Here is a 26065-nt window from a genome sequence, read left to right as displayed (position 1 = left end):
CCGACGCAAAACCCAAGTAAGCGCAGCGGCCGCCTTAATCTCTTCGGAACCTCCCTCAAGCGAGAGGTCCTCGAGCTTAAGGCGGCCGCAAGCGTTAGTCAAGTCCAACGGCACGAAGCCTCTCCACACCTTCCAAAAATCAGGAGAAGCTTATGCTCGCCCATAACGGTTCGCGCACCTCTAATGCTGTCATCATCTTTGCTCCGGAAGTTGAAATTTCGAGAGAGAGGTTCAAAAAGGTCGTGTTTGGGGCTCTCAAGAAGTCGAACATGAAGATGGCGACAGCCGCGCAACGCGAGGAACTTATTGCGGACGTGGGAAAACGGCTTACGGTGTTCTTCTCCAAGCCTTCAAATAAGCTGAAATCTAGCCTCACTTCCCTCGTGTACTCGGTCGCCATGAACGCGATCCTCGACATGGGAAAGCGGGAAGCTGCAGCACGTAATTTGCAGCAGAAGATGATCTGCGTCGAGGATGTCGATGAGAGCCAGTTTGCGGCGAGCGCTTCAGCCCCTGCAGAGATGCTTTCTGGAGAAGCCCAATTGATCCGGTCTTCTGAGTGGGCACGCAAGGAAAAGCTGCTGAGGGCTGCAATCCGGAATCTCAAAGAAAGCGATCGCGGTGTGTTGATCGCCAAATTGAGCCGTAAAGAGAGCCTCCCGCGCAACACGCCGCTGGAACGCAAGTCTGCTAATGCGATCTCTAAGGCCGAGGAACGTGCTCTCAAGCGCCTGAAGGCGAATGTACGGGCGGAATTGGATCGAACACTTTGAGAGGGCGCTTTGAAGCGCCCAACCGTGTCGCCCAGACGAAAAAACACGCCCGGGACCATCTGGTCCGGGCAGCCACTGGAAGGATGAGCGAGGGGAGACGGTTCAGCCTACTATCTATAGTTGCCGGTGGGGCAGCAATTGTTGCTGCGGAATTCGATAGTGCGTGGACTTTTCTGCATCAGGAATGGCGTTCCTTTTGTCGTTGGCATGATGGTCTCAATTGCGCGACTGGGGCTTGCTATGCGGAGCAATTCGATTGTTGCGACTGCACTGTCCGGGTAAGGCGTTGTGTGCTTTTTGGAGCATTTAAGCAACTGATTGTAAAAATAAAAATATCTACCCGTGGAAGCCCGAGGGGAATGGCTTATCCCATGTATCAGCGACTCACGAATGAAAGGTTGTCTCGTGACAAACTGTGAAATCGAGCAGAAAGAATTGAAGTATTTGTTTGAGGGGAACGAAGAATATCTCTCCCGGCTCAAAGGTGCGCATTTTGAGCGGTATTTTCCTGATGAAGATGAGCCTCGAAAATACAAAGTCGAGGATGTAAGCGCCGACTGCTCGAAGCTGTACGTCAGACTGGCTAGCCGCCCAGAAGGGGAAGATCGGGAAACAGCATGTGTAGAGGCAGAGTTTCCCGAAAGTAGCGTCTTTTCTGGGGCGGATTGGCTTTTGGATGGGGACGCTGCTGACATCATTCCAGAATTGCAGGAGCGCAAACATATTGAAAAAGAGGCTCGTGCTGAAGAACAGCGTCTCTACAAGGAGATGCTTCAGCAGAAAACTGAAGCCGAACGGGAGCAGTGGGTCCGTGACGAAACTCAGATATATGAAAGACAGGTCGAAGAGGCTCGGGCGACACTGAGTGAATTCAATGAGGACATTTGGGAAGGCAAGCTGACCGTCGCTCACCTGGAAAGGCTTGCTTCGGCCTTGCTCGTTGCGGACACCGTTGAAGCCCATATTAAACGTGAATTTAAGAGATCGGAGAGTTTTCTCAAAAATATGCGGGACCTTGAAAAGAGCCCTCGCGATGGTTGGCCCACGCCTGATCAGTGGAAGTATTTGTATGGATTGGCGAAGAGAAGAATTAGCGACATGCGAAATGGAAATTGGCCTTCATAGGCTCCTTGCCGTTCTCAAACGCCAATCCCCCAATAAATTTAAAATGTGGTCAGAAAGACGTCACGTATGACACAAAAAATGAATGTTGTTTGCCTTGGAGATACCGATTGGTTTTCCTTCTACTTTGACGCTGCAACGCTTGTAGGTTCCCCAAAGGTTTTTGGCACATCCTCTGCCAACCCCTTGGTTGAAACCGCTGGAAACTGGCTCGGTGTGAATCAATGGGACACCATAAAGCACCAAAACGTGCCGGGTCAGGAAATAAGTTTTTCGATGGCTTTGATGGGTGTTTTAAAGGAGCTGGTCGCCGGGACAAAGACATTTGAGCATGCCGTGGCCTCAGGACACAATGCCATTGCCTGTCTTGCGTATCGGGAAAACGGGTGTTCTCCAGAGGTCGAGCCTGAGTATGGATTTCGATTTCTGGGAAGTTTCAGCGTCGATACAGATGACGCTCAGAGCATTGCTGATGCTGCAATGCAGCGGCTTCCCTTGGTTGTGCCGATGCTTCTCGAGGATGCGAAACAGGGCTATTTGCATCCTGATAGCCTTATCTTCCAAAACCTCGTCGTGCCGACCCTTGGTTCGGAAGGTCAACCTGCACAGGTGGCGGAGCCAGCCGGGGTGAAATTCCGAGTATTCACAGACGAAACTGGCCAGGAAAAACTGGCAGTTGTCTGCTACGCGGATCCTGATCAGGCTAAAGCTTGGTCGGAGGCTCCGCGAGTTTCGCTTGAGATCGTTCAGGGGGTCAGTGAGACACCCCATGGGGCGCTCGCTTTCCTGATCTGGGCTATTGGTATCGGCCGCCCCGCCGGGGTTTGCCTCGAACAGTTCGCAAATCCCAGTTTCCTATTAAGTCCGCAATTCTCGATGTTCGCCGCGCAGGAAACTTTCGATTTTGTGATCTTGGATAGGGTCACAGGAGAGCAGGTCAGACACATCCTGTATCCGTCTGAGGGTGTTTTCGAGGAAACGCAGGCCATTGCACAGTCCGCTGTAGGAGGTGGGGGTACCGACATGGGGAAAGCCATCGAGTATTTTGTTCAGACCACGACGCTAAGTGACCTGCTGCCTGAGAGATTGAGGGTCTGATATGAATATCCAAAGAGCCACTGAAGTGGCCCCCCAAAAAACCCATAAGGGGCATGAACCAGCAGCGTGGCTTCTTCGCCTTGACGGCAAAGAAGAGTTGCCATTTTCTACCCTCAATTTGGAGGGTAGGAAATGAGCAGCCCAATTCTTCAAGAAAATATCGAAACTGTAAAACTCTATGCGCCAGGAGATGCAGTAGAGGAGGGCGTTCCAGCCTTCGTTGCCCTCTCTATCAGTTCATTCTCTCCTTGGTGTTTTGACCTCTGGGCGCGGAATGCAGAGCTTCCTTACCAGATCGTTCTTCTGCCCGGCTATCGCCGGCCGTCGAAGCTCGACCCCTACGACATCCACTCGATGTGGTATCACGGTGATGTCACGGAGGAGACGGTCGTATGGGATGGGTGGCGTCTTGATGGTCTCTTCGAGATCATCACGGAGTGCTTCGACCCCTACGACGAGATGAGAGATTTCATCAAGATCCGTGACCGGAAAACAAGAGAGTTTATCCCGGATCCACGATCCGAGGAATTTCTCGCGAAACGCCCGCGCCGCAAATACGAAGGCGATATCCTGAGCATGGAGCGGTATTTCGGGTGGAGAGCGCACAGGAAGGCCCTCGAAAAATATTATGAGGCGAACCCTGATCAGAGGATCTGGAGGATGATCGCGGTTTATTTCAGAAAGCCGAGGATTGGCCGAGAAGAAGTGCTTCGTGAAACCTCCGGATCTGATCAGGAAGATTTCCTGTATCCGGAAGGCGTGAAGAAGCAAGCCATTCCAGGTCTACGTTTTGGTTATGCTCTCTATGAGAAGGAAAAATCCAAACACCCTGAGTGGCACATGGAAAACCTTCGCCTGGAATACATGATCAAGACCGGGGACATCTCGGATGAACTCGAAATCGCAAACTACAAAGCAACGCGCGAGATCCCGATGACGGATCGTGAAATCACGATCTACCGTGCGGAAAAAGCACGCCGCTCGAAGATGACGAAGGACGAGAAACTCGATGAACTGCTTGCGCCGATCAGAGGCAAAAAGCCATCTAAGCCATCTTGGTGGCCCCTGAAAAAATAAGCTTTACCAAGGGCATTATTTTAAAACACGATTGACGCCGGGCCCTTACGGGTCCGGCTTTTCCTGTTCAAACCCGCATTTCTGAATTACCCCTTTCCCGACGCCGTCTTCAATGAAGGCGCCGACAAAGGGGGGGGGATTGCCGCTGCAAATCGGAGTAGGTGCTCAATGTCTGAATTTCGAGCATAGCTCAGTGAAGCGTGCCTTAATTGAGGGTAATATGCTGTTTTTTCAAAGCGTTGAGTTGTGGTCTGATGAGCTTGCGATTATTAGGCTTATAAAGCCTCTTCTGTCTTGGGAGGGCTTCCTCAATTTGGATAAGAAGTAATGTCGGGCCCGAACAAGCAAAGTGTAATCAGCCTATGGCGTGCCAGCGAATTGCTGACAATTCCGGAGATTCCTGAACTAAACGAAGGTGCTTTCTTCTACGCCACCAAATATGGCCGACTTCCTTGGGAGAGTAACAAGACTCCGAGGGCACCTGCGGGTAAAATACTCTTCTATGTTGTTTACTTGGGGGAAATCGGGAAGGCAGAAGCACATGCCCGGATGGCCAATGCTTTCGGAGCCGCAGAGGATGAAGATGACTATCGCCATGCTCGCGAATTTGATGCTGAGTGCTATTCCGCACTCTTGTTCCTGAACGAGGACGGAAAGCTTCTCGACGAGGGAAAGTTCGAGCCATTCCAGATTGCCGACCACGTTTTGGGCTATGCACAGAAACGGAACCCTATATATACAGACGAGAAATTCAGGGGTCTCAGGAAGAAATTCAAGGAGCGCTTCGCGCCCCCGATCGACGCAGATCGAATTATGCAGGTGGATGCGGCTGTTTCCGATTCAGCGACGGTACACGAAGATCCCGCTGTCCGATCCGCTGCCTTCAATTGGGAGATGATAGATCGGGAAGAACGCTATCTGCGGGATCTGGCTCCCGACCTGTTCGCCCCCTGGCCGGAGCGAATTCTCATTCGACGTGTCGAAGCTTCGGACGAGGATGCTTTAGCGAAACTCCGCCCTCTCGGATTGATGCCCAATTTCTACATGGATGATCTGGAGCGGATCGGAGGTCTGCTCCCGAGCGACAATCATGGTGCGCTTGAACATATTCTGAATGGCCCCGATGTCGTAAAACGTTCCGATATTCTGAATAGGGGTTTTGTTGAGTGTCTTTGCGACCTTCTGGCAGCCGAAAAAATGCCTCCTGCACGTTGGCCCTCCAACCCTGAGCACCACCTCATGATGGGGCAGCAAGCCGCGGTAAATTCGATATGGGAACTGTCCGATGTTAAGAAGCCGGAGCTCCGTGCCGTGAATGGCCCGCCAGGCACAGGCAAGACGACTTTGTTGCGGGATGTCATCGCGAACATCATTACCAAGCGGGCGTTCGTGATGGCAAATGCTGACGACAGCTCGAAACTCTTTGAAACGGTCAAAATAAATGGCCACCAGTGTCTCCTTCCGATTGCCGAACTTGGCGACAGCGGCATTGTCGTAACGTCGAACAATAACTCGGCAGTAGAAAACATCTCGAACGAACTTCCCGATGACGGTGCGATCGACGAAACTTTTAAACGCGACGAAAATAAACGCGACGAAAATTTTAAATGGCCATCTTTTTTGCCCCGCTCCGGCACTGCAATCCTAAACGCACGCAAAGATCCGAAAGAACACCCGAAAGATGCCTGGGGGTCCATTTCTGCGGCGCTCGGCAACTCGGGAAACCGCTCAGCATTTGCCAAGGCTTGGCACCCGAAGCCCATGGAAAAAGACGGAGAGGTCGTGCCGCCGCCGCTGGGGCGTGATCTCGAGGCTACAGACGGCAAAGCCACTTTTGAGGAAGCCAAAGAGTATCTGAGCGCTTGCAGGAAGCGAGTCACTGAGATGCAAAAGAAGATGACCGATGTTGCCTATTGCTCAGGTGCTCCCGTTCCGGAGGGTGTGACACTCACAGATTTGGACCTTCTACGCCGCCTCCCGGAAAGCCAGCGACAACTTCTGTCATTCAACGTGAACAAGGAATTCGAGATTGCAAGGGCAGAGCTCTTCCTTGCCGCTCTCGACCTGCACCGTGCTGCGCTTTCTGAAAACTACGGGCGTCTCAGAGGCACACTGACATTGTGTAACACAATGGTAGGCTCCAAAAGCGATGAAGAAATATTACCACATCTTCAGCGACGTCTCTGGGACCTCTTGTTTCTTTGCGTCCCTGTCGTGTCCACATCTCTGGCGTCGATCAGCCGGATGTTCGCTCCATTCCAAGGGGGACAGATCCCGTGGCTGATGATCGACGAAGCCGGGCAGGCGACGGCGGCGTCGGCTGCGGGCGCCCTCTGGCGCGCCAAGCGGGCTGTGATCGTCGGTGATCCACTGCAGGTCGAGCCCGTTGCAACCTTCGAAGACAAGAGCGTGAGCGCGATTGCAAAGGCGTTGGGTGTCGGAAAGGACCTCAACCCTGCGGGGAACTCCGTGCAGACTATGGCCGACTGCGCGATGTCGGTAGGCGCCTATATCGGCGTCGGCGAAAACAAGGTCTGGGGTGGTCTTCCGCTGAGAGCACATCGTCGTTGCGCGGACCCGATGTTCAGCGTGGCCAACGAGATCGCTTATGGCAATCAGATGGTTCAGGCAAACAAGAACGGAGCGGAACTGGATTTCCCGCTCGGAGAGTCATGCTGGATTGATGTCGCAAGCCTGCCCTCAGACGGCCACGTCAACAAGCCCGAGATCGACTTCGTGAAGAAGGTTCGTAAATGGCTTGCCGATGAAGTGTCGGCCAAGCGGCAGATACCTTCCGTATTCTTCATTTCGCCTTTCAAGAAGGTGGCGGTGGCCTGCGGAGGCAGGAAGATCAAAGGTGTCGAGGCTGGCTCTGTCCATGCGTTCCAAGGCAAGGAGGCCGAGGCGGTCTTCATCGTCCTAGGAAGCGCAGCTGGCAGGAGGGGGGTCGGATCTCGGAAGTGGGCAGGACAGGCACCGAACATCCTGAACGTGGCACTCACCCGCGCAAAAAAGCGTGCCTACATCGTTGGTTCGATTGCGGACTGGAGCGGTGTTCCCAACTTTTCCACGCTCGCCCGATACATGAAGGAGAGTGGTCAGGTCATCAGTGTGGAAGAGGCGCTGGATAGGTTTCAGGAAAATCAGGCGGCGTCTGAGGGGGGAGGGCACCTGACATCCGTCGTGTCTGACATTCCTAAGAAAGAGGTCATGCAAAGCGACAAGGAGTTGAGTGTTGCCCGTCTTGCAGAGCGCGATTCCGTGTTGGAATGGCGTCCGCTTTCGAAAATTTGGGAGGAGATGGGAAGCATGGGAAGCAAGGAGGGTTTCAGGGTGGTTAAAAAGGATTGGCAGCGCCGACATACCGGCCTTCAATACACGCTCGTAACTGAGCGGAATGTGAGCGCATCAAACATCGGATTTTCCGGGTCATATACAGTGATCAAAAAGAACCTGGAAGAGCGATGGCCTGTCAATAAAATTAGCAAGCCCGATGAGCCCGTATGGGTGACTCTAGAAGAGGTTCTGTCAGGGCGGTCTTGTCATAAGAACTTGGCTTGAGCGTGGTAGTGCGGTCACGTAGCCTCGAGCCAAGGCCAAACGCTCCCCTTTCAAGGATTTCAAAACCAGTCCCGAGATCATTCGTCTGGCCGTTATGCTCTATGTTCGTTTCCCGCTCTCGCTCCGAAATGTCGAAGATCTACTCCATGAACGTGGCGTGGATGTGAGCCACGAAACGGTTCGCTACTGGTGGCATCGTTTCGGGCCGATGTTCGCTGCAGATATCCTGGTCCTCCCCCACTGACGTGGCCCTCCGTTTTCCTAGCCATTACGGTGGACCACGTCAGTGGGGGAGGACCAGCCAGATCGCAGCCTTTCTGCGCCGTGAAGGCACAACCGTGGGCCGCCACCGCGTGCGCAGGCTGATGGCGAAGATGGGCTTGGAGGCGATCTACAAGCGCCCCCGAACCAGTCAAGGCATTCGCGCCTCGAAGGTCAGCTTCTGTTTATCTCGGACTTTCGAACAAGGCGCGGCGAACGGCAGCTCCCCGCCCGAAACGGCCCCTTCGAAAATAGGCAACTAGCTCACCGCTCAAGAGACCGGCCTCACGCCACGCAAAGGGTGGACAACAGGGTGGTTGTAAAAAATTAAAAACCAACCAAATTACTGATTATAAATATAAATTTAATAAAAAATGGTGCGGGTGGAGGGACTTGAACCCCCACGCCTTGCGGCGCCAGAACCTAAATCTGGTGCGTCTACCAATTTCGCCACACCCGCAGTCTTCGGGCCTTCTAGTCGGGCCTTCTGGAATGGTCAAGCGGGTCCCACATCGAGAGCCGCAAATCTTTCTACGGGGCGTCTTGCCCGAGATCATGGCGAAGTATCTCGGGGCTTGCGACCATGCCCCGAGCAAAGGGGAGGTTGCTATGGGAGAAAGCAGAATTGTCTTCACCATCCTGCTCGGCATTGTCGCGGTGATCACCGGCGGCATCGCGCTTGTGTTGTTCTTTCAGACGCTTTCCGGTCTCGGCACAGGCGGGCTTGGGCTCACTGGCGCGCCGATCCTCGCCTTTGGCGGGGTCGCGGTGCTTTGCGTTGCGGGGATCGTATCGCTGAACGGGAAGTCGTCCGAGACCACTGAGCGCGACGAAGAGCCTTAGAGCCCGAGGTTTCGGAACACTTTCGGGAGTTCTTCGGGAAGGTCCTCTGCGATCAGGCCGGGGCCAAAACTGCGGGCGGCTTCGACATGGAGCCATGCGCCGGTTTCTGCGGCGTCGTGAGGCGCGACCCCGCGCGCCATGAGGCCTGTGATCAACCCCGCCAGCACATCGCCTGACCCAGCGGTCGCGAGCCAAGGCGCGGCGCGGTCGTAGACGGCTGCGTTGATGGAGCATCGTCCGGCGGGCGAGGCAATCACCGTATCAGGGCCTTTGAACAACACGACACAGCCAGCCCGCTTGGCGGCTTCGCGGGTGGCGTCCACTTTGCTGTAGGCGGGGCCTTTAGTTGCGGGGGCGTCGAGTTTCTCGGCGATGTCGGGAAAGAGGCGCTTGAACTCGCCCGCGTGGGGCGTGAGGACGCATTTGTCATGGAGCGCCTCAAACTGCGTCTCGCTCTGCGCCAGCGCCGTCAGCGCATCGGCATCGAGCACGGTGGCACGCTTGGCGGCCAAAACGGAGGGCAGGAACGCCCCTGCCCGCTCCACCCCAAACCCCGGCCCGATACAGAGCGCGTTGAGGCGGTCGTCGGCGAGCACGCGGGTGAGGAGTTCCGGCGTGTCGATCTCCGTCAGCATGAGGGCAGTGATCTGGGCGGCGACCTCGGTCACGACCTCATGCGGGGTGCCAAGCGAGACAAGGCCAGCGCCGACACGGAGAGCGGCGCGGGCGGCGAGACGGGCGGCTCCAGTTTTGCCGGAGAGGCCGGTGAGGATCAGGGCGTGGCCGTGGGTGTATTTGTGGGCGCTGCTCATGTCTTTTTGAGTTCCCAAATAGTCGGGTCTGTAAGCTGCACAGCTTCTTTATGCCTTTCGGTCAAACCGATATCGACAACGACCGTTTTCCCACAGGCATGCGGGCCATCCGCCAAGACATGCCCGAGCTTCATGCGGTGAAAGCTGACCGTTAGATCAGCTCGTATGGATTCGTGATAAGGATCATTGGTAGCGAGATATCGTCCGGAGTCGGCACAAAGACCGCTTGGCGCATCGACCGCGACGACCCTACTTCCGACAAATGCACCCTTTCGAAATTTAGGCGCCATGCGAAATTCAGAAATCTGCGTGTGCCATGCGAATTCATTAAACCCTTCGACGGCTCGGGTCAGCCCCGTCCCAAAGAGGGCATCAAACATGACGCTCGTCTCTCGATACTCTGCCGGATCAAGTTGGAACTCTTCATCAACGTAAGGAGCAACCTCCCCCATCTCCGCCCACCGCTCATAATTCACCTTCGCATCCGGTGGCAGCTTTTCGGGATCGCCATAGAGGAACACCTCCACCTCCCAGCCGCGTTGTTTCAACAGCCGCGTGATGACGAAGCCGTCTCCGCCGTTGTTGCCGGGGCCGCAGAGGACGACGGCTTTATAGGAGGACTGTGCGAGGTCAGGCCATTCTTCGAAAACGGCATTCACGACGCCCGCGCCTGCGCGCTCCATAAGATCCAGTCCTGTGACCTCTCCGCTGTCGATTGCCGCCTTCTCAATGGCGCGCATTTGTGCACTGGTCAGCAATTCTGCCATGTTTTGCCTCAAATGTTTTCAATTTGCCCTTTAATAAGTCGCAACGCACAAATATCGTGCAATTGACTGCGAATCCTGTGGGCACTTTGGTTGCCCTCAGGTTAGTCGATTGTGAGAGCATTTGAGAAATGTTCTGAGGGTGGGCGAATGAAGTTTAGGGAGTCGAAGGTCGATGAAAAAGATTGAAGCTATCATCAAGCCTTTCAAGCTCGACGAAGTGAAAGAAGCGCTGCAAGAAATCGGCGTTCAAGGTCTTTCCGTGGTCGAAGTCAAAGGGTTCGGTCGTCAGAAGGGCCACACAGAGCTTTATCGCGGCGCTGAATATGTCGTCGACTTTCTGCCGAAAGTGAAAATCGAGGTTGTGCTCTCTGACGAGCAGGTCGATGATGCCATCGAAGCCATCGTGGCAGCCGCCAAAACCGACAAGATCGGTGACGGCAAGATTTTCGTTTCGCCTGTTGAACAGGCTATCCGCATCCGTACCGGCGAGTCGGGCGACGACGCGCTGTAAGGGAGGACGCAATTCGCGTGGAAACAGGGACAGAGTTCACGCGATTTCGTCAGAACCACCATCTACTCTTAAAAGAAGGGATAAGGTCGTAAAATGAGCATCCAAGACGTTCTCAAGACCATGAAGGACGAAGACGTCCAATACGTTGACGTGCGTTTCACTGATCCGCGCGGCAAGCTGCAGCACGTGACGCTGCGCCACACGGAAGTGGACGAAGATTTCTTCGAAGAAGGCTTCATGTTCGACGGCTCCTCCATCGCTGGCTGGAAATCCATCGAAGAATCCGACATGAAACTCATCCCGGATCCGGACTCGGCCTACATCGATCCGTTCTACGCTGAAAAAACCCTCTGCGTGCACTGCACCGTGGTTGAGCCTGACACCGGCGAATCCTACGACCGTGACCCGCGTGGCTGTGCACAGCGTGCAGAAGCTTACCTGAAATCCTCCGGCATCGGTGACGCATTCTACTGTGGTCCGGAAGCTGAATTCTTCCTGTTCGACGACGTGCGTTACTCCGTCACCCCGAACAAAGTTGGCTACCAGATCGACGCTGACGGCGCGGCATGGAACACCGACGCTGAGTTCGAAATGGGCAACCTCGGCCACCGTCCGGGTTACAAAGGCGGCTACTTCCCGGTGAACCCGTCCGACGACGGCCAGGACATCCGCGGCGAAATGCTCACCACCATGGCGAACATGGGCATGAAGGTCGACAAACACCACCACGAAGTGGCGACCTCCCAGCACGAGCTCGGCATGATCTTCGGCAAGCTCACCGAGCAAGCTGACAACCTGCAGAAATACAAATACGTGATCCACAACGTGGCTCTCGCATATGGCCGTTCCGCAACCTTCATGCCGAAGCCGATCAAAGGCGACAACGGCTCCGGTATGCACGTGAACATGTCCATCTGGAAAGACGGCAAGCCGCTCTTCGCTGGCGACAAATACGCTGATCTCTCCGACGAGGCACTGTGGTTCATCGGCGGCATCCTGAAGCACGCGAAAGCGCTGAACGCCTTCACCAACCCGTCCACCAACTCCTACAAGCGTCTGATCCCGGGCTTTGAAGCTCCGGTTCTGCGTGCGTACTCCGCTCGTAACCGTTCCGGTTGTGTGCGTATTCCGTGGGCTGAATCCCCGAAAGCAAAACGCGTTGAAGCACGTTTCCCTGATCCGTCCTCCAACCCGTACCTCTGCTTCGCAGCTCTGCTGATGGCCGGCCTTGACGGTATCACCAACAAGATCGATCCGGGCGCAGCTTCCGACAAAGACCTTTACGATCTGCCACCGGAAGAACTGGCCGAGATCCCGACCGTTTGCGGCTCGCTCCGCGAAGCGCTCGAAGAGCTCGAAAAAGACATGGACTTCCTCACCGCAGGCGACGTGTTCACCAAGAGCCAGATCGAAGGTTACCTCGACCTCAAATGGGAAGAAGTGTACGCCTACGAGCACACTCCGCACCCGGTCGAGTACGAAATGTACTACTCCTGCTAATCGGCAGCGGTTTTCAGAATTCGGGAAAGGGCTCCTTCGCGGGGCCCTTTTCTTTTGAGAGCACCTTGTTTGTAACTTCGGGACGCCGCCACTCATGAGCCTCACGACCTTCCTCATCATGATGTTCGCTGCCGCGCTTCACGCGACGTGGAATGCGATCGTCAAAGGCGGGTCGGACAAGTTGATGACAACGGCTCTGGTTACTGGCGCGGGTGCCCTGCTCTCTGCGCTCTTCCTGCCGTTCCTCCCTGCCCCCGCGCCGGAAAGCTGGCCGTTTATTGCGGCCTCATCGGTGATGCAGATCGTCTATTACGTGCTCGTCGCGCAAACCTATCGTTTGGCAGACATGAGCCTCACCTACCCGCTCATGCGCGGGACGGCACCTCTGATCGTGGCTGCGGTGAGTATTCTTCTGGGCACCGAACACCTCGCCCCGATGGCGTGGATCGGAGTTCTGATCATCTGCACGGGCGTTCTGAGCATGGCGCTTGGGCGTCATCCGTCGGATCAGAGAACGGGCCTCCTTCTCGCACTGCTGAACGCCACCGTGATTGCGAGCTATACGCTCGTGGACGGGGCCGGCGTGCGCCGCTCTGATGCGCCTGCGGCCTACACGCTCTGGATTTTCCTGCTGACGGGCGTGCCGATGATCCTTTGGGGGCTCGTTGTTCGAAAAGACTGGTTTGTGGCCTATGCCCGCGCGCAGTGGCACGTCGGCCTTATCGGAGGTTTCGGAACAGTCACATCCTACGGGCTTGCGCTCTGGGCGATGACACTCGCGCCCGTCGCCGTCATTGCCGCCCTGCGCGAGACTTCGATCCTGTTCGGCACCCTCATCTCGCTCTTCATCCTGCGCGAACAGGTCGGCAAGCGCCGGATCATCGCGGCCGTTTGCATCGCAATTGGCGCAATTGCCTTGAGATTGAGTTGATCGTCACGAATGATGGGTCAACCGCCCGAGACGTTCAACCGAGAGACCATGATCCAGTTACGCCCGCACCACCTCCTGTGCCTGCTCACCTATGTGGGGAAAGGCTACTCCCCTGCCTTCGTGAACAACTACGACCGGATTGCCGCGCGGCTGAATGCAGGCGAGAAGATCAGGATCACCGACAAGCCCGACGACATTTGCGCGCCGATTGCGGGCGATCTCACAGAGCACTGCCACGGGCATCGGGTCATCACCCGCGACGATCTGACCGCGCGGGATGTGGGCAAGCTCCTTGGAGTGGACGTTCGGAATGGCACCACGCTCAAACTGACGCCGGAACGGATCAGCATGCTTCGCGCCGCGTTTGCGACGGGGAAAATCCGCGCCGCCTGCAAAGGGTGCCAATGGCATGATCTCTGCACGGAAGTTGCGGATAACGGATATACCAACTGCCGCGTGCTCGCACCACATACACTCCCGAAAGCCGCCAAATCCGGCTTCGCCGGGTTGATCGACGGCCTCTATGGCGCGACGCTTTGGTTCCGGATGGGGGGCGTGGCGTTTCTGCTTATCCTCCTGATCACGCAGGACGATCTGCGCCATGCGCTCATGAATCTCATGTTTCCGCGCTGATCGGTGCAAAGACCGTCGTGCTGACGTAATCCTTGCGCGGTCCTTTCACACGCCACCGCGCGGTCCAGACCGGCCACTCAGAGAAATCATAGGCCACAGAGTAATCATCCGGCGGGCAATCATGATCCGCGGTCGGGCACGCCGATGCGGTCTCGAAGAGGTGAAAGAGCCGCCCGTCGTCGAAATAGACCGCAATACCATTCGGCGCGGACCGCCAGACATATTCGCGCTCTGCATCAAAGGATTGACTCGTGGCCTCCATCTCCAGCCGCCCGCGTTCTGTCATGCGGAGACCGTCGTCCTCTGGTGTGAAGGTGGCTTTGCCGGTCATCCGCGCGCTCTGTCCCGCAAGCGCATCGTCGATTGTCCGCTCGAGGGTCCATTCGCCCTCGAAATCTGTTAGTCTCAGGTCCATCGCGCCACGCTCCTCCCCATCCGGCGCGGACCCTATCATGCGGCTGCCCTCCGGACAAAGCGTTTGCCGCCGACATTTCACCCAGCAAATGCCGCCAAAGTGCACCAAGGCTTGCCCTTTGCCCCCCTTATGCGTAAGAGACCCGCGACAGTTTCCCGTATCACGAAAGGTCCGCCGATGATCCCCCGCTATGCCCGCAAAGAGATGGTCGACATCTGGGAACCCGCTACCAAGTTCAAGATTTGGTATGAGATCGAAGCCCACGCATGTGACGCACAGGCCGATCTGGGTGTGATCCCGCGCGAGAACGCCGAAGCCGTGTGGAAAGCCAAAGACGTCGAGTTCGACGTGGCCCGTATCGACGAGATCGAAGCCGTCACCAAGCACGACGTGATCGCGTTCCTGACGCACCTTGCAGAACACGTTGGCTCCGAAGAGGCCCGTTTCGTTCACCAGGGCATGACCTCCTCCGACGTGCTCGACACCTGCCTCAACGTCCAACTCGTGCGTGCCGCTGACATCCTGCTCGCAGACCTCGACAAAGTGCTCGCCGCGCTGAAAACCCGCGCGATGGAGCACAAAATGACCGTTCGCGTCGGTCGTTCGCACGGCATCCACGCCGAGCCGACCACGATGGGCCTGACCTTTGCCCGTTTCTACGCCGAAATGGACCGCAACAAAGCCCGTCTGCAGGCTGCCCGTGAAGAAGTCGCCACTGGCGCGATCTCCGGCGCTGTTGGCACCTTTGCGAACATCAACCCTGCCGTCGAAGAGCACGTCTGCGCACAGATGGGTCTCAAGCCGGAGCCGATCTCCACGCAGGTCATCCCGCGCGACCGTCACGCGATGTTCTTTGCCGTGCTCGGCGTGATCGCCTCCTCGATCGAAAACATCGCGATCGAAATCCGCCACATGCAGCGCACCGAAGTTCTCGAAGGCGCGGAATTCTTCTCCATGGGCCAGAAAGGCTCTTCGGCGATGCCGCACAAGAAGAACCCGGTTCTGACCGAAAACCTCACCGGTCTCGCTCGCCTCGTGCGCATGACCGTGATTCCCGCCATGGAAAACGTCGCGCTCTGGCACGAACGCGACATCTCCCACAGCTCTGTGGAGCGTGGAATCGGTCCGGATGCGACCGTCACGCTCGATTTTGCGCTTAATCGTTTGGCAGGTGTCGTTGAAAAAATGCTCATCTTCCCGGACAACATGCTCGACAACATGAACAAGTTCCCGGGTCTGGTGATGTCACAGCGCGTGCTCCTCGCCCTGACCCAAGCTGGTGTGTCCCGCGAAGACGCCTACACGATGGTGCAGCGCAACGCGTTGAAAGTCTGGGAAGATCGCGTTGACTTCCGCGAGCAGCTGCTCGCAGACGAAGATGTGGTCAAGGCGCTTGGCGTTGACGGGATCAACGAGAAATTCGACATGGACTACCACACCAAGCACGTCGACACGATCTTCAAGCGCGTTTTCGGCGAGTAAGCCGTCTTAGAAAAAAGCACGATTTGTGATATGGTCTCCCGATAGCGAAACGCTGTCGGGAGATTTTTTATGTTGAAACGCACACTTCTCGCCCTCGCCCTTGTAGCGCCCTTGAGCGCCCCAATCGCCGCCTTTGCGGAATGCAGCGGAGAACAGAAAACGGCCTCCTGCGCGGACGGCTACATGTGGGACAAAGATGCACGCACCTGCGTCAAACAGGTCGTGGGCTGAGACACCAGAAAAGCGGCCACTTAGTCATGGTCCGTTAACCGCCATCGGTCCATCTTGCGATACGCAACGATGATTCAAACGATCGGGATGCCTGATCGACCGAGAGGCCTGTGTGGACGGAGTGCCCCAAATATCCGAAGACCTCGCCGCCCTGCCCGATCTCGGGCTCGGCGGGCCGACGTCCTTCGACACCCCAATGGGTACGACGCCTGTCACGCGGATGCCCACACGCCTGTCGAAAAAGACGAAGGCGGCCATCATCGTCAAACTGCTCGCGGCCCAAGAGGTCAAACTGCCCCTTCATGGCTTTTCAGAAGAGCAGCAGGTCGAACTCGCGCATCAACTGACCGAGTTGCGCTATATCGACAAAGATACACTCGCGCAGGTCGTTGAGGACTTCATTCAAGAACTGGAAGCCATCGGCCTGTCCTTCCCCGGCGGACTAGAAGGCGCGCTCTCTGTGCTCGACGGGGCCATTTCGCCTGCGACGGCGTCCAAACTCCGCTCGAACGCCGGTTTCTCTCTGAGTGGTGATCCGTGGGAGCGGATTGCAGAGGTCGACATGCCGCGTCTTCTCACCATTCTGGAGGAGGAAAGCGTAGAGGTCGGGGCGATCCTGCTGTCGAAACTCAAGGTCTCGAAAGCCGCGAACCTCATGTCGCAACTCCCCGGCGAACGGGCGCGGCGCGTCGCCTATGCCATCTCCCTCACCTCCGGTGTGTCACCGGAGGTCGTGCACCGGATCGGCATATCGCTTGCCTCCCAAATCGACGCCCAGCCGACCGCCGCCTTCCGCGACGAACCGCCGGAACGTGTGGGCGCGATCCTCAACTTCTCGTCCTCCCGCACCCGCGACGGGGTTCTCGAGGGGCTCGATGAAACAGATCAGGTGTTTGCGGAGAAAGTCCGCAAAAACATCTTTACCTTCGCCAATATCGCCACGCGCCTCGACCCGCGGGATGTGGCCAAACTCGTCCGTTCGGTCGAGCAGGATCAACTCATCGCCGCCCTCGCCGCCGCGACTGGAGAGGCCGCAGAATCGACGGAGTTCATCCTGTCGAATATGTCGAAACGGATGGCAGACGGACTGCGCGAGGAGATGGAGAACCTTGGGACGCTGAAGGCCTCGGACGCCGAAGCCGCCATGAACGCAGTGGTCGCTAGCATTCGGGAGCTAGAGAGCGCGGGTGAGATTTTCCTGCTCACTGGGGACGATTGACGCACAGGGGTGGCACTGTGCGTGCGTATGGACAAAGGAGCAGGCTGCGCCTAGCGTCCGCGCATGAATTGGTTCGCACGCCTGCCCGCACAATCCCGCGGCATCATCTTCATGTTGATCTCGGTCACTGTCTTCTCTTCGCAAGACATGGTCGCAAAGATGCTTGGGCAGCGTGTCGACGTCGCCCAAGTGCTCTGGTCGCGCTATGGCGGGCAACTCATCGTCTTAATCATCATCTTCGCCCCGCGCCTGCGCACGGCGCTGCGGACCGAGCATCCGGTGCTCCAAGTGTTGCGCGGCCTGATGCAACTAAGCGCCGCAGCCTGTTTCTTCACGGCTCTGCAAACGCAAGGGTTGGGCGAAGCGACAGCGGTCGCCAACCTCGCACCGGTTCTGATCACACTCGGAGCCGCGCTCCTTTTGGGCGAAGCGGTCGGACCGCGCCGTATTGCGGGGATCGTTGCGGCACTGATCGGAGCCATGATCATCATCCGACCTGGCGCAGACGTGTTCTCTCTCGCCTCGCTCCTGCCCCTCGGAACAGCTGTGAGCCTCGCAGGCTATGCGATTTCAACGCGATACATCGGCCTCAAAGAAAGCCCGCTCACGGGCCTTCTCTACTCCGGCCTGATCTGCACCGGTGTCATGACCCTCATCGTCCCGTTCCGCTGGGTCACGCCGGACGCCCATGCCATCGCGTTGATGTCTATCATCGGGCTACTGGGAACGGTCGGGCAATTGATGATGATCCGCGCCTACGCGGTTGCGGAGGCCTCCGCCGTCGCGCCCTTTAGCTACGCGGGCCTGCTCGCGGCATCCGGCTGGGGCTATCTGGCCTTTGGTGACGTCCCTGACGGGCCAACAATTTCCGGCGCCCTTGTGATCGTCGCGGCGGGACTTTATGTCTGGCAACGCGAACGGCAGCGCGGCGCAACGCCGAGCGTGCCCCCCGAAGAAATGGGACAACCATGAAGATCACCCGCGGCGGCATTGAGGGAAAACCTGGGCACTATGTGCAGAACCTGCTGATGCGCGGGCTGCTGAAACTTGCCCTAACGCTCCCCTATGAGACGCGCGTCCGGTCTATGGGGTGGACCATGGCGCACATCATCGCGCCGCTCGCAGGATATTCGCGCCGCGTGCGCGAGAACCTCGATTACGTCATGCCGGACCTGCCCGCGTCAGAAGTCAAACGCCTCCAGCGAGACGTCGCGGACAATGCAGGCCGCACACTCATCGAGATCTATTCCGGCAAAGAATTTATTGCGCGAATGAAGGACATTGCCTTCGAAGGCCCAGGCGCGGAGATCCTCAAGGATGCCCGAGACACCCGACGCCCTGTGATCCTGCACACCGGACATTTTGGCAATTACGACGTGCCCCGCGCCGCGCTGATTGCGCATGGCTATGACGTCGGCTCTCTCTACAATCCGATGCGCAACCGGTTCTTCAACGAACACTATGTGAAAGCCATCGGAACCATCGGAGAGCCGCTCTTTCCGCGTGGTCGTCGCGGTTACGCACAGATGCTCAAGCATTTGAAATCCGGCGGGATGATTGGTTTTCTCAGCGACGTCTACAAACGCAACGGGGCGCTTTTGTCCTACTTTGGCAAGCCCGCCCGCACGGCGCTCTCCGCTGCGGAACTGGCTCTCAAATACGACGCGCTGCTGGTGCCGATCTATGGTGTGCGTCAGGACGACGGCCTCAATTTCCGCGTCCAGATCGAGGCCCCGATCCCCCACAGCACAGCCGAAGAGATGGCCCAAGCACTGAACGATAGTCTAGAGGCCATCACCCGTGAGCATATGGAACAGTGGTTCTGGATTCACCGCCGGTGGAAGCCGGACCGGCTCACGAAAGAGGAAGAAGAGGCCTTCGCCTCCGAGTAATCGCGCTTACTCAGCCCGCACAGCCGCGAGGATCGGTCCCGGCCCTTGTGGCGTGACAGCCTGCAAGATGATCGCCGTGTGATCCTCGCCTTTGACGTTCACAGTCATCGCGAGAGGGGCCGCGCCTGTCCAATCGGCAATCGGCGTCCATTGGGTCACGATATTCGTGTAGTCCACCGTTTTCCCCGCATTCTCGCCGCGTTCTATCATAACCCGTTCATGCGGATTGAACCGGACGAGTTGCACGCGCATGGCGGGCGGCAAAGGTCCGGACGCCACAGCAGACACCATGAGTTTGTCCCCGTCCCGCGTTGCGCCAAGCATAACCGGAAGCTCCGGCAAGGCGCTAAACCGCATTACGGCTTCGCCGAGGCGCATAGGTTTGACGCCGACAACATGCTCTGCACCCTGCACAATCATCTGCGGCGTATAGATGCTACGTTTGCCCGCAGCGTGCGCATAGGCTTTCTGACGTTCGGTGAACTGCGGCTGTGCGAAATGATCCCTCCAGCCGATGTAATCCCAGTAGTCGACATGCAAGGAGAGTGGCAGAATACCTTCGCGCGTTGCAAGCTCCGCAATCATCGCATCGGCGGGCGGACAGGAGGAGCACCCTTGCGAGGTGAACAACTCCACAACGACGAGCGTGTCATCCGCACTTTCGGCGCGGGCGTCCGTCGCTCCGAACAGAGAGACCGCCGCGATAAAGGCGGCGGTGATCCGCGCGAGCACGCGGTTACGGTTCGGTTTGTAAGCGGCACGAGTCTGTCGCATGAGGGCTCCGTCAGTTGCCCCACTTTTCTACGCAATGGCGCCGTTCAAAGCCAATCAACGAATTGCGAGATGCTGTTACAGGCGCGTCAGGCGTCTTCCCTGCCGAGAATATGTGCGCCTGAACTGAAAAGGGCGACCCCGAGGGGCCGCCCGATCCGAATTTCAAATCGCGCTCGATCTTAGAAGTGAGCGGATTTTGCAGTCGACGGAACCTGCAGCGGCGGTGCGAACTTGGTCAGGTCGATGCCTTCCACTGCATGTTTGTACTCTTCGAGGGTCGGGGTGCGGCCCAGAATTGCGGAGAGCACGACGACCGGCGTGGAGGCCAGAAGGCTCTCGCCTTTCTTGTCGGCGCTGTCTTCCACGACGCGGCCCTGGAACAGGCGGGTCGAGGTTGCGAGCACGGTGTCACCCTTCTCTGCTTTCTCCTGGTTACCCATGCAGAGGTTACAACCCGGACGTTCGAGGTAGAGAGTGTTCTCATACTCGGTACGTGCCTGTGCTTTCGGGAAGAGATCGTCGAACTCGAAACCGGAGTACTTCTGAAGCACTTCCCAGTCGCCCTCTTCTTTCAGCTCGTCGATGATGTTGTAGGTCGGAGCGGCCACAACCAGCGGAGCTTTGAATTCGACCTTTCCGGTCTCTTTCTCGAGGTTCTTAAGCATCTGCGCGACGATTTTCATGTCGCCTTTGTGCACCATGCAGGAGCCAACGAAGCCAAGATCGACCTTCTTCTCAGCACCGTAGTAGGACACAGGGCGGATGGTGTCGTGGGTGTAGCGCTTGGACACATCGGCGTTGTTGACGTCCGGGTCGGCGATCATCGGTTCGTCGATCAGGTCGAGGTCAACAACAACCTCAGCGAAGTATTTCGCGCCTTCGTCCGGGGTCAGAGCCGGTTTCTCACCGGATTTGATCTCTGCGATACGCTTGTCGGCTTTGTCGATGAGACCCTGCAGCGTGCCGGCCTCGTTCTCCATGCCCTTCTCGATCATCACTTTGATACGGGATTTCGCGAGTTCGAGCGAGCCGATCAGCGTGTCGTCGTTGGAGATACAGATGGAGGCTTTCGCCTTCATTTCTGCGGTCCAGTCGGTGAAGGTGAACGCTTGGTCAGCGAGCAGCGTGCCGATGTGCACTTCGATGACGCGGCCTTGGAAGACGTTGTCGCCGCACTGCTTGAGCATCTGTGCCTGCGTGGCGTGAACGACATCACGGAAGTCCATGTAGTCTTTCATTTCGCCTTTGAAGGTCACTTTCACGGACTCGGGGATCGGCATGGTGGCTTCACCGGTTGCCAGTGCGAGCGCCACGGTGCCGGAGTCGGCGCCGAAAGCCACGCCTTTGGACATACGGGTGTGGGAGTCGCCGCCCACGATGATGTCCCAGTCATCCACGGTGATGTCGTTGAGCACTTTGTGGATCACGTCGGTCATGGCGTGATAGTGGTCTTTCGGGTCACGCGCGGTGATGAGGCCGAATTTGTTCATGAAGGCCATCAGTTTGGGGATGTTGGCCTGAGCCTTTTTGTCCCAAACAGATGCGGTGTGACAGCCGGACTGATACGCGCCGTCCACGGACGGGGAAATCACGGTCGCAGCCATCGCTTCGAGTTCCTGCGAGGTCATGAGACCCGTGGTGTCCTGCGAACCAACGATGTTCACTTTGACGCGGACGTCGGAACCGGCGAGGAGCGGGTCTTTCGCGAGCACACCCACTGCGTTGCGGTTGAAGATCTTCTCAACAGCGGTGAGGCCTTGGCCCTCTTTGGTGATCTCTTTGGATGGTGCAAAGACCAGCGGCGCTTCGACGCCGAGGGTTTCGGCGGCGATGGTCTGGAGTTTCTTACCGAAGACGACCGCGTAGGAGCCGCCGGCTTTCATGAACTCGACTTTCTGCGGGGTGAAGGCAGAGGACACATCGACGAGCTCGGTGCCGTCGGCGTCATAGAGTTTCTTTTCTTTGGTGTTGATCGTCAGAACCTTGCCGGTCTCAACGGAGTAAGCCTGTTCAAGGATCGGATCGCCGTTCTCGTCGAGAACCGGCTTGCCGTCTGCGTCGAGTTTCTTGACCCAGTTTTTGAGGTCGAGGCCGATACCACCGGTAACGCCCACGGTGGTGAGGAAGATCGGGGAAATACCGTTGGTGCCTGCAACAACCGGAGCGATGTTGACGAAGGGCACATACGGAGACGCTTGCTTACCGGTCCAGAGTGCGACGTTGTTCACACCGGACATACGGGAGGAGCCAACGCCCATGGTGCCTTTTTCAGCGATGAGCATCACGCGGGCGTCCGGGTGTGCTTTCTGCAGTTCCTGAATTTCGGCCTGTGCTTCCGGCGTGATCATGCACTTGCCGTGCAGTTCGCGGTCGGAGCGGGAGTGAGCCTGATTGCCCGGGGACAGAAGGTCAGTGGAGATGTCACCTTCAGCCGCGATGTAGGTCACGACTTTGATTTCTTCTTCGACTTCCGGAAGGTTGGTGAAGAATTCGGCTTTCGCGTAGCTTTCGAGAATCTCTTTGGCGACGGCGTTGCCAGCCTCGTAAGCGACTTTGAGGCGCTCGGTGTCGGCCTCGTAGAGGAAGACCTGCGTTTTGAGAACGTCGGCAGCTTTTGCTGCGAGAGCTGCGTCATCACCAAGCGCGATGTCGAGCAGAACCTCAACGGACGGGCCACCCTTCATGTGGGACAGCAGTTCGAATGCGAAATCAGGGGTGATCTCTTCGACAGTGACCTCACCGAGGATGATCTTTTTGAGGAAGGCAGCCTTCACACCAGCGGCGCTCGTGGTGCCCGGCAGGGTGTTGTAGATGAAGAACTGGAGCGCGTCTTTGCGGTGCTCGCTGCCAGTGTCCTCGATGAGCGTGATCAGCTCTGCAACCAGGGCACCATCGTCAATCGGTTTCGGGTGGAGACCCTCACCTTTGCGCGTTTCGATTTCGGTTAGGTAGTCGGTATACAAGCTCATGACGATCCCTGCGATTGAGTGACACAAACACCTGAAATCCGGGTCGCTGTAACAGCGGGCGATCCGACTCTCAGATTATTTGTATGCGAAAGTATACCAATCGATTTCAGCTTGCAAGATATTCAACGCTGCTTGGTGAAAACTCTTCTAATGGGGAGCGCCGCCCCGTGTCCACCGCTATCACGACCATCTGGCCTGCACCGCGAGCACGCATTCCATCGAATTGAAGCACAGCACAGGGTCGATCTGCGCAATGGACAAGTGGCCCGAAAGCACTAAGACTTAACCCATACCACGCAGGCAACGCCCGTGCGTCGCCTCGCAGTTCACTTATAGCGAGAGGGCACTCCCATGACGATTACTGTCGGCCTCGACACCGCAAAAACCCGCAAAACTCTCACAGTTGGCGGCAAAAGCATCGATTATTTTTCCATCCCCGCCGCGCAGGAGGCAGGCTTCGGCGATTTTTCCAAGCTCCCTGCGTCGCTCAAAGTGGTTCTCGAAAACATTCTAAGGTTCGAAGACGGCGGGTTTTCCGTCTCCACCGATGACATCAAAGCCTTCGCAGAGTGGGCCGAAAAAGGCGGGCAGAACCCGCGCGAGATCGCCTACCGCCCTGCCCGCGTGCTGATGCAGGACTTCACAGGCGTGCCCGCCGTTGTGGACCTCGCCGCGATGCGCGACGGGATCAAGGCATTGGGTGGCGACGCGAAAAAGATCAACCCACTCGTCCCCGTCGATCTGGTGATCGACCACTCGGTGATGATCGACGAATTCGGCAACCCGCGCGCGTTCCAGATGAACGTGGACCGCGAATACGAGCGCAACATGGAACGCTACCAGTTCCTCAAATGGGGCCAGACCGCCTTTGAAAACTTCCGCGTTGTGCCGCCGGGCACCGGTATCTGCCACCAGGTGAACGTCGAATACCTCGCTCAAACCGTGTGGTCCGACACTGACCAGAACGGGAAAGAGGTCGCCTACCCCGACACGCTCGTAGGCACGGACAGCCACACCACCATGGTAAACGGACTTGCCGTGCTCGGCTGGGGCGTCGGCGGGATTGAGGCGGAGGCCGCCATGCTCGGCCAGCCGATCTCCATGCTAATCCCCGAAGTCGTGGGTTTCAAACTCACCGGCGAAATGGTCGAAGGCACCACCGGCACCGACCTCGTACTCAAAGTCGTGGAAATGCTCCGCGAGCACGGCGTTGTAGGCAAATTCGTCGAATTCTACGGCGACGGGCTGGACCAACTGCCGCTGGCACAACGAGCCACGATTGCCAACATGGCGCCGGAATATGGCGCAACATGTGGCTTCTTCCCGATCGACGCGGAAACGCTCCGCTATCTCGATCAAACCGGCCGCGACAAGGATCGCATCGCCCTCGTGGAAGCCTACGCCAAAGAGAACGGGTTCTGGCGCGGGCCGGATTACGATCCGATCTATTCCTCCACGCTCGAACTGGACATGGGCACCATCGTCCCCGCTATCTCCGGCCCGAAACGCCCGCAAGACTACGTTGCCCTCACGAGCGCGGCGTCGTCGTTTGAGAAGGTCGTCGCGGAGTATCGTGGCGTCGACGTCTCGGACGCCGCCAAAGACATGCTCGAAGAAGGCCCGGCGGCAACCAAACCGATCAACAGCCACAAATCCCAAGCCGTTAAAGGGCAGGATTACGAGTTGCATGACGGCTCCGTCGTCATTGCCTCCATCACCTCCTGCACAAACACCTCGAACCCCTATGTGATGATCGGCGCGGGTCTCGTGGCGCGCAAAGCGCGGGCTCTGGGCCTCAACCGCAAACCTTGGGTGAAAACCTCACTCGCGCCCGGCTCTCAGGTTGTGACCGAGTATCTCGAAGCGGCGGGTCTGCAAGAGGACCTCGACGCCATCGGGTTCAACCTCGTGGGCTATGGCTGCACAACTTGTATCGGCAACTCCGGCCCGATTGCGCCGGAACTGTCCGAGGCCATTGCAGAGGGCGACCTGATCGCGACCTCTGTCCTCTCCGGCAACCGCAACTTCGAAGGCCGCATCTCGCCGGACGTGCGCGCGAACTACCTCGCCTCGCCGCCGCTCGTGGTGGCCTATGCGCTCGCCGGTGACATGAACATCGACCTGACTTCCGAACCGCTCGGACAGGACATCGACGGCAATGACGTCTACCTGCGGGATATCTGGCCAACCAACGCGGAAATTGCGGAACTCGTGGAGAAAACCGTGACCCGCGAAGCGTTCAAGTCGAAATACGCCGACGTGTTCAAAGGCGACGAGAAATGGCAGGGTGTTGAGGTGTCGGGCGGTGAAACCTACGACTGGCCGCCGGAGTCGACCTACATCCAGAATCCGCCCTACTTCCAGGGCATGGGCGCGGATAAAGGGGCCATCGAGAACATCGAAGGCGCGAAGGTTATGCTCATCCTCGGGGATATGGTCACGACCGACCACATCTCTCCCGCGGGCTCGTTCAAGGAAAGCACGCCCGCAGGCAAATACCTCACCGAGCACGGCGTGCCGGTGCGGGAGTTCAACTCCTACGGCTCGCGCCGCGGCAACCACGAGATCATGATGCGCGGCACCTTTGCCAACATCCGGATCAAGAACGAGATGCTCGACGGGGTAGAAGGCGGCTACACCAAAGGGCCGGATGGGGAACAAACCTCCGTCTTTGAAGCGTCTATGGCCTACCAAGAGGCAGGCACCCCGCTCGTGGTCTTTGGTGGTGAACAGTATGGCGCGGGCTCGTCCCGTGACTGGGCCGCGAAAGGCACCGCGCTATTGGGCGTGAAAGCCGTGATCGCGGAGAGCTTTGAACGCATCCACCGTTCTAACCTCGTGGGGATGGGCGTTGTGCCGTTCGAGTTCACCGGTGGCGACACGCGCAAGACGCTCGGGCTCACAGGAGAAGAGAGCGTCACAATCTTGGGCCTCGACAGTGTGAAACCGCTCGAAGTGCTCGACTGCCAGATCACCTATGGGGACGGCAGCACCAAGACCATCAAGGTCAAGTGCCGCATCGATACCGCCCCCGAGATCGAATACATCGAGAACGGCGGCGTGCTGCACTACGTTTTGCGCAACCTCGCCAAATCCTGAGGGAACACTGCAACACATTGGAAAGCCCTGCATTTTTTGCGGGGCTTTTTCTTTTGAGTATTTGAGCCAAGAAGAAGCGCACGTATGGTGTCTCC

General features: G+C 57.5%; 19 protein-coding genes, 1 tRNA gene and 3 pseudogenes. 18 read left to right on the top strand and 5 right to left on the bottom strand.

What is annotated here, in order from left to right:
• Nucleotides 1–152: 152 nt before the first annotated feature.
• From LA304_RS14250 to LA304_RS14220, 7 genes and pseudogenes are all read left to right on the top strand, one after another.
• Nucleotides 153–773, top strand: a complete 621-nt coding sequence (locus tag LA304_RS14250) for a hypothetical protein (protein ID WP_224503835.1) — start codon at nt 153–155, stop codon at nt 771–773.
• A gap of 390 nt (nt 774–1163) precedes the next feature.
• Nucleotides 1164–1898 carry a hypothetical protein gene (locus LA304_RS14245; protein ID WP_224503834.1) on the top strand — a complete coding sequence of 245 codons (735 nt, stop codon included), beginning with the start codon at nt 1164–1166 and terminating at the stop codon, nt 1896–1898.
• A gap of 66 nt (nt 1899–1964) precedes the next feature.
• Nucleotides 1965–2993, top strand: coding sequence for a hypothetical protein (locus LA304_RS14240; RefSeq protein ID WP_224503833.1), 1029 nt, complete (start codon nt 1965–1967; stop codon nt 2991–2993).
• Nucleotides 2994–3125: 132 nt separating this feature from the next.
• Nucleotides 3126–4070 (top strand): hypothetical protein, encoded by a 945-nt coding sequence (locus LA304_RS14235; RefSeq protein ID WP_224503832.1) that lies wholly within the window; start codon nt 3126–3128, stop codon nt 4068–4070.
• A gap of 327 nt (nt 4071–4397) precedes the next feature.
• Complete coding sequence (locus tag LA304_RS14230; RefSeq protein ID WP_224503831.1) at nt 4398–7631, top strand: DEAD/DEAH box helicase; 3234 nt, start codon at nt 4398–4400, stop codon at nt 7629–7631.
• A 94-nt stretch (nt 7632–7725) separates the two neighbouring features.
• Nucleotides 7726–7848: pseudogene (locus LA304_RS14225) on the top strand (IS6 family transposase); the annotation flags it as partial.
• 91 nt (nt 7849–7939) lie between these two features.
• Nucleotides 7940–8044, top strand: a pseudogene (locus LA304_RS14220) (IS3 family transposase); the annotation flags it as partial.
• A 223-nt stretch (nt 8045–8267) separates the two neighbouring features.
• Here the strand turns inward: LA304_RS14220 and LA304_RS14215 are convergent.
• Nucleotides 8268–8352 (bottom strand) — tRNA-Leu (locus LA304_RS14215).
• Nucleotides 8353–8501: 149 nt separating this feature from the next.
• On the opposite strand from LA304_RS14215, the gene LA304_RS14210 reads away from it, so the two are divergent.
• Nucleotides 8502–8735 carry a hypothetical protein gene (locus tag LA304_RS14210; protein WP_224503830.1) on the top strand — a complete coding sequence of 78 codons (234 nt, stop codon included), beginning with the start codon at nt 8502–8504 and terminating at the stop codon, nt 8733–8735.
• On the opposite strand, the pseudogene LA304_RS17950 reads toward LA304_RS14210, so the two are convergent.
• Nucleotides 8732–10314, bottom strand: a pseudogene (locus LA304_RS17950) (NAD(P)H-hydrate dehydratase). The gene LA304_RS14210 and the pseudogene LA304_RS17950 overlap by 4 nt on opposite strands.
• A gap of 172 nt (nt 10315–10486) precedes the next feature.
• Between LA304_RS17950 and LA304_RS14200 the strand changes: the two are divergent.
• The 4 genes from LA304_RS14200 to LA304_RS14185 all read left to right on the top strand — a co-directional run bounded on the left by LA304_RS14200 (nt 10487) and on the right by LA304_RS14185 (nt 13889).
• A complete protein-coding gene (locus LA304_RS14200) occupies nt 10487–10825 on the top strand; it encodes a P-II family nitrogen regulator (RefSeq protein WP_224503829.1) in 339 nt (112 codons plus the stop codon).
• A 93-nt stretch (nt 10826–10918) separates the two neighbouring features.
• A complete protein-coding gene (gene glnA, locus LA304_RS14195) occupies nt 10919–12325 on the top strand; it encodes a type I glutamate--ammonia ligase (protein WP_224503828.1) in 1407 nt (468 codons plus the stop codon).
• Between the two features lie 94 nt (nt 12326–12419).
• Entirely contained in the window at nt 12420–13256 is an 837-nt protein-coding gene (locus tag LA304_RS14190) for an EamA family transporter (protein ID WP_224503827.1), read from the top strand.
• 48 nt (nt 13257–13304) lie between these two features.
• Nucleotides 13305–13889, top strand: a complete 585-nt coding sequence (locus LA304_RS14185; RefSeq protein WP_224503826.1) for a DUF1284 domain-containing protein — start codon at nt 13305–13307, stop codon at nt 13887–13889.
• Here the strand turns inward: LA304_RS14185 and LA304_RS14180 are convergent.
• Entirely contained in the window at nt 13873–14304 is a 432-nt protein-coding gene (locus tag LA304_RS14180) for a DUF6314 family protein (protein WP_224503825.1), read from the bottom strand. The two genes, LA304_RS14185 and LA304_RS14180, sit on opposite strands and share 17 nt — an antisense overlap.
• A gap of 177 nt (nt 14305–14481) precedes the next feature.
• Here LA304_RS14180 and purB point away from each other — a divergent pair, with 177 nt between their 5' ends.
• From purB to LA304_RS14155, 5 genes are all read left to right on the top strand, one after another.
• The gene (gene purB, locus LA304_RS14175; protein ID WP_224504246.1) at nt 14482–15786 is read left to right on the top strand and encodes an adenylosuccinate lyase; all 1305 of its coding nucleotides are present in this window, start codon (nt 14482–14484) and stop codon (nt 15784–15786) included.
• Nucleotides 15787–15855: 69 nt separating this feature from the next.
• Entirely contained in the window at nt 15856–16017 is a 162-nt protein-coding gene (locus tag LA304_RS14170; protein WP_224503824.1) for a hypothetical protein, read from the top strand.
• Between the two features lie 121 nt (nt 16018–16138).
• A complete protein-coding gene (locus tag LA304_RS14165; RefSeq protein ID WP_224503823.1) occupies nt 16139–17236 on the top strand; it encodes a flagellar motor switch protein FliG in 1098 nt (365 codons plus the stop codon).
• Nucleotides 17237–17299: 63 nt separating this feature from the next.
• The gene (locus LA304_RS14160; protein ID WP_224503822.1) at nt 17300–18208 is read left to right on the top strand and encodes a DMT family transporter; all 909 of its coding nucleotides are present in this window, start codon (nt 17300–17302) and stop codon (nt 18206–18208) included.
• Entirely contained in the window at nt 18205–19128 is a 924-nt protein-coding gene (locus LA304_RS14155; RefSeq protein WP_224503821.1) for a lysophospholipid acyltransferase family protein, read from the top strand. The genes LA304_RS14160 and LA304_RS14155 overlap by 4 nt, the downstream gene beginning before the upstream one ends.
• 6 nt (nt 19129–19134) lie before the next feature.
• On the opposite strand, the gene LA304_RS14150 is transcribed toward LA304_RS14155, so the two are convergent.
• Nucleotides 19135–19902: a DUF1223 domain-containing protein gene (locus LA304_RS14150; RefSeq protein WP_224503820.1), complete on the bottom strand. Its 768-nt coding sequence runs from the start codon at nt 19900–19902 to the stop codon at nt 19135–19137.
• A gap of 179 nt (nt 19903–20081) precedes the next feature.
• Entirely contained in the window at nt 20082–22871 is a 2790-nt protein-coding gene (locus LA304_RS14145) for a bifunctional aconitate hydratase 2/2-methylisocitrate dehydratase (RefSeq protein WP_224503819.1), read from the bottom strand.
• 351 nt (nt 22872–23222) lie between these two features.
• On the opposite strand from LA304_RS14145, the gene acnA reads away from it, so the two are divergent.
• Nucleotides 23223–25970 (top strand): aconitate hydratase AcnA, encoded by a 2748-nt coding sequence (acnA, locus tag LA304_RS14140; protein ID WP_224503818.1) that lies wholly within the window; start codon nt 23223–23225, stop codon nt 25968–25970.
• Nucleotides 25971–26065: the final 95 nt, after the last annotated feature.

The organism is Celeribacter litoreus (genome assembly GCF_020165855.1).
In the GTDB taxonomy this organism is placed as follows: domain Bacteria; phylum Pseudomonadota; class Alphaproteobacteria; order Rhodobacterales; family Rhodobacteraceae; genus Celeribacter; species Celeribacter litoreus.
This window is presented reverse-complemented; position numbering and strand designations above follow the sequence as displayed.

Coding starts and splice junctions, on each gene's coding strand:
- LA304_RS14250 (WP_224503835.1), top strand. CDS start 153: ATGCTCGCCCATAACGGTTCGCGCACCTCTAATGCTGTCATCATCTTT.
- LA304_RS14245 (WP_224503834.1), top strand. CDS start 1,164: ATGAAAGGTTGTCTCGTGACAAACTGTGAAATCGAGCAGAAAGAATTG.
- LA304_RS14240 (WP_224503833.1), top strand. CDS start 1,965: ATGACACAAAAAATGAATGTTGTTTGCCTTGGAGATACCGATTGGTTT.
- LA304_RS14235 (WP_224503832.1), top strand. CDS start 3,126: ATGAGCAGCCCAATTCTTCAAGAAAATATCGAAACTGTAAAACTCTAT.
- LA304_RS14230 (WP_224503831.1), top strand. CDS start 4,398: ATGTCGGGCCCGAACAAGCAAAGTGTAATCAGCCTATGGCGTGCCAGC.
- LA304_RS14210 (WP_224503830.1), top strand. CDS start 8,502: ATGGGAGAAAGCAGAATTGTCTTCACCATCCTGCTCGGCATTGTCGCG.
- LA304_RS14200 (WP_224503829.1), top strand. CDS start 10,487: ATGAAAAAGATTGAAGCTATCATCAAGCCTTTCAAGCTCGACGAAGTG.
- glnA (WP_224503828.1), top strand. CDS start 10,919: ATGAGCATCCAAGACGTTCTCAAGACCATGAAGGACGAAGACGTCCAA.
- LA304_RS14190 (WP_224503827.1), top strand. CDS start 12,420: ATGAGCCTCACGACCTTCCTCATCATGATGTTCGCTGCCGCGCTTCAC.
- LA304_RS14185 (WP_224503826.1), top strand. CDS start 13,305: ATGATCCAGTTACGCCCGCACCACCTCCTGTGCCTGCTCACCTATGTG.
- LA304_RS14180 (WP_224503825.1), bottom strand. CDS start 14,304: ATGGACCTGAGACTAACAGATTTCGAGGGCGAATGGACCCTCGAGCGG.
- purB (WP_224504246.1), top strand. CDS start 14,482: ATGATCCCCCGCTATGCCCGCAAAGAGATGGTCGACATCTGGGAACCC.
- LA304_RS14170 (WP_224503824.1), top strand. CDS start 15,856: ATGTTGAAACGCACACTTCTCGCCCTCGCCCTTGTAGCGCCCTTGAGC.
- LA304_RS14160 (WP_224503822.1), top strand. CDS start 17,300: ATGAATTGGTTCGCACGCCTGCCCGCACAATCCCGCGGCATCATCTTC.
- LA304_RS14155 (WP_224503821.1), top strand. CDS start 18,205: ATGAAGATCACCCGCGGCGGCATTGAGGGAAAACCTGGGCACTATGTG.
- LA304_RS14150 (WP_224503820.1), bottom strand. CDS start 19,902: ATGCGACAGACTCGTGCCGCTTACAAACCGAACCGTAACCGCGTGCTC.
- LA304_RS14145 (WP_224503819.1), bottom strand. CDS start 22,871: ATGAGCTTGTATACCGACTACCTAACCGAAATCGAAACGCGCAAAGGT.
- acnA (WP_224503818.1), top strand. CDS start 23,223: ATGACGATTACTGTCGGCCTCGACACCGCAAAAACCCGCAAAACTCTC.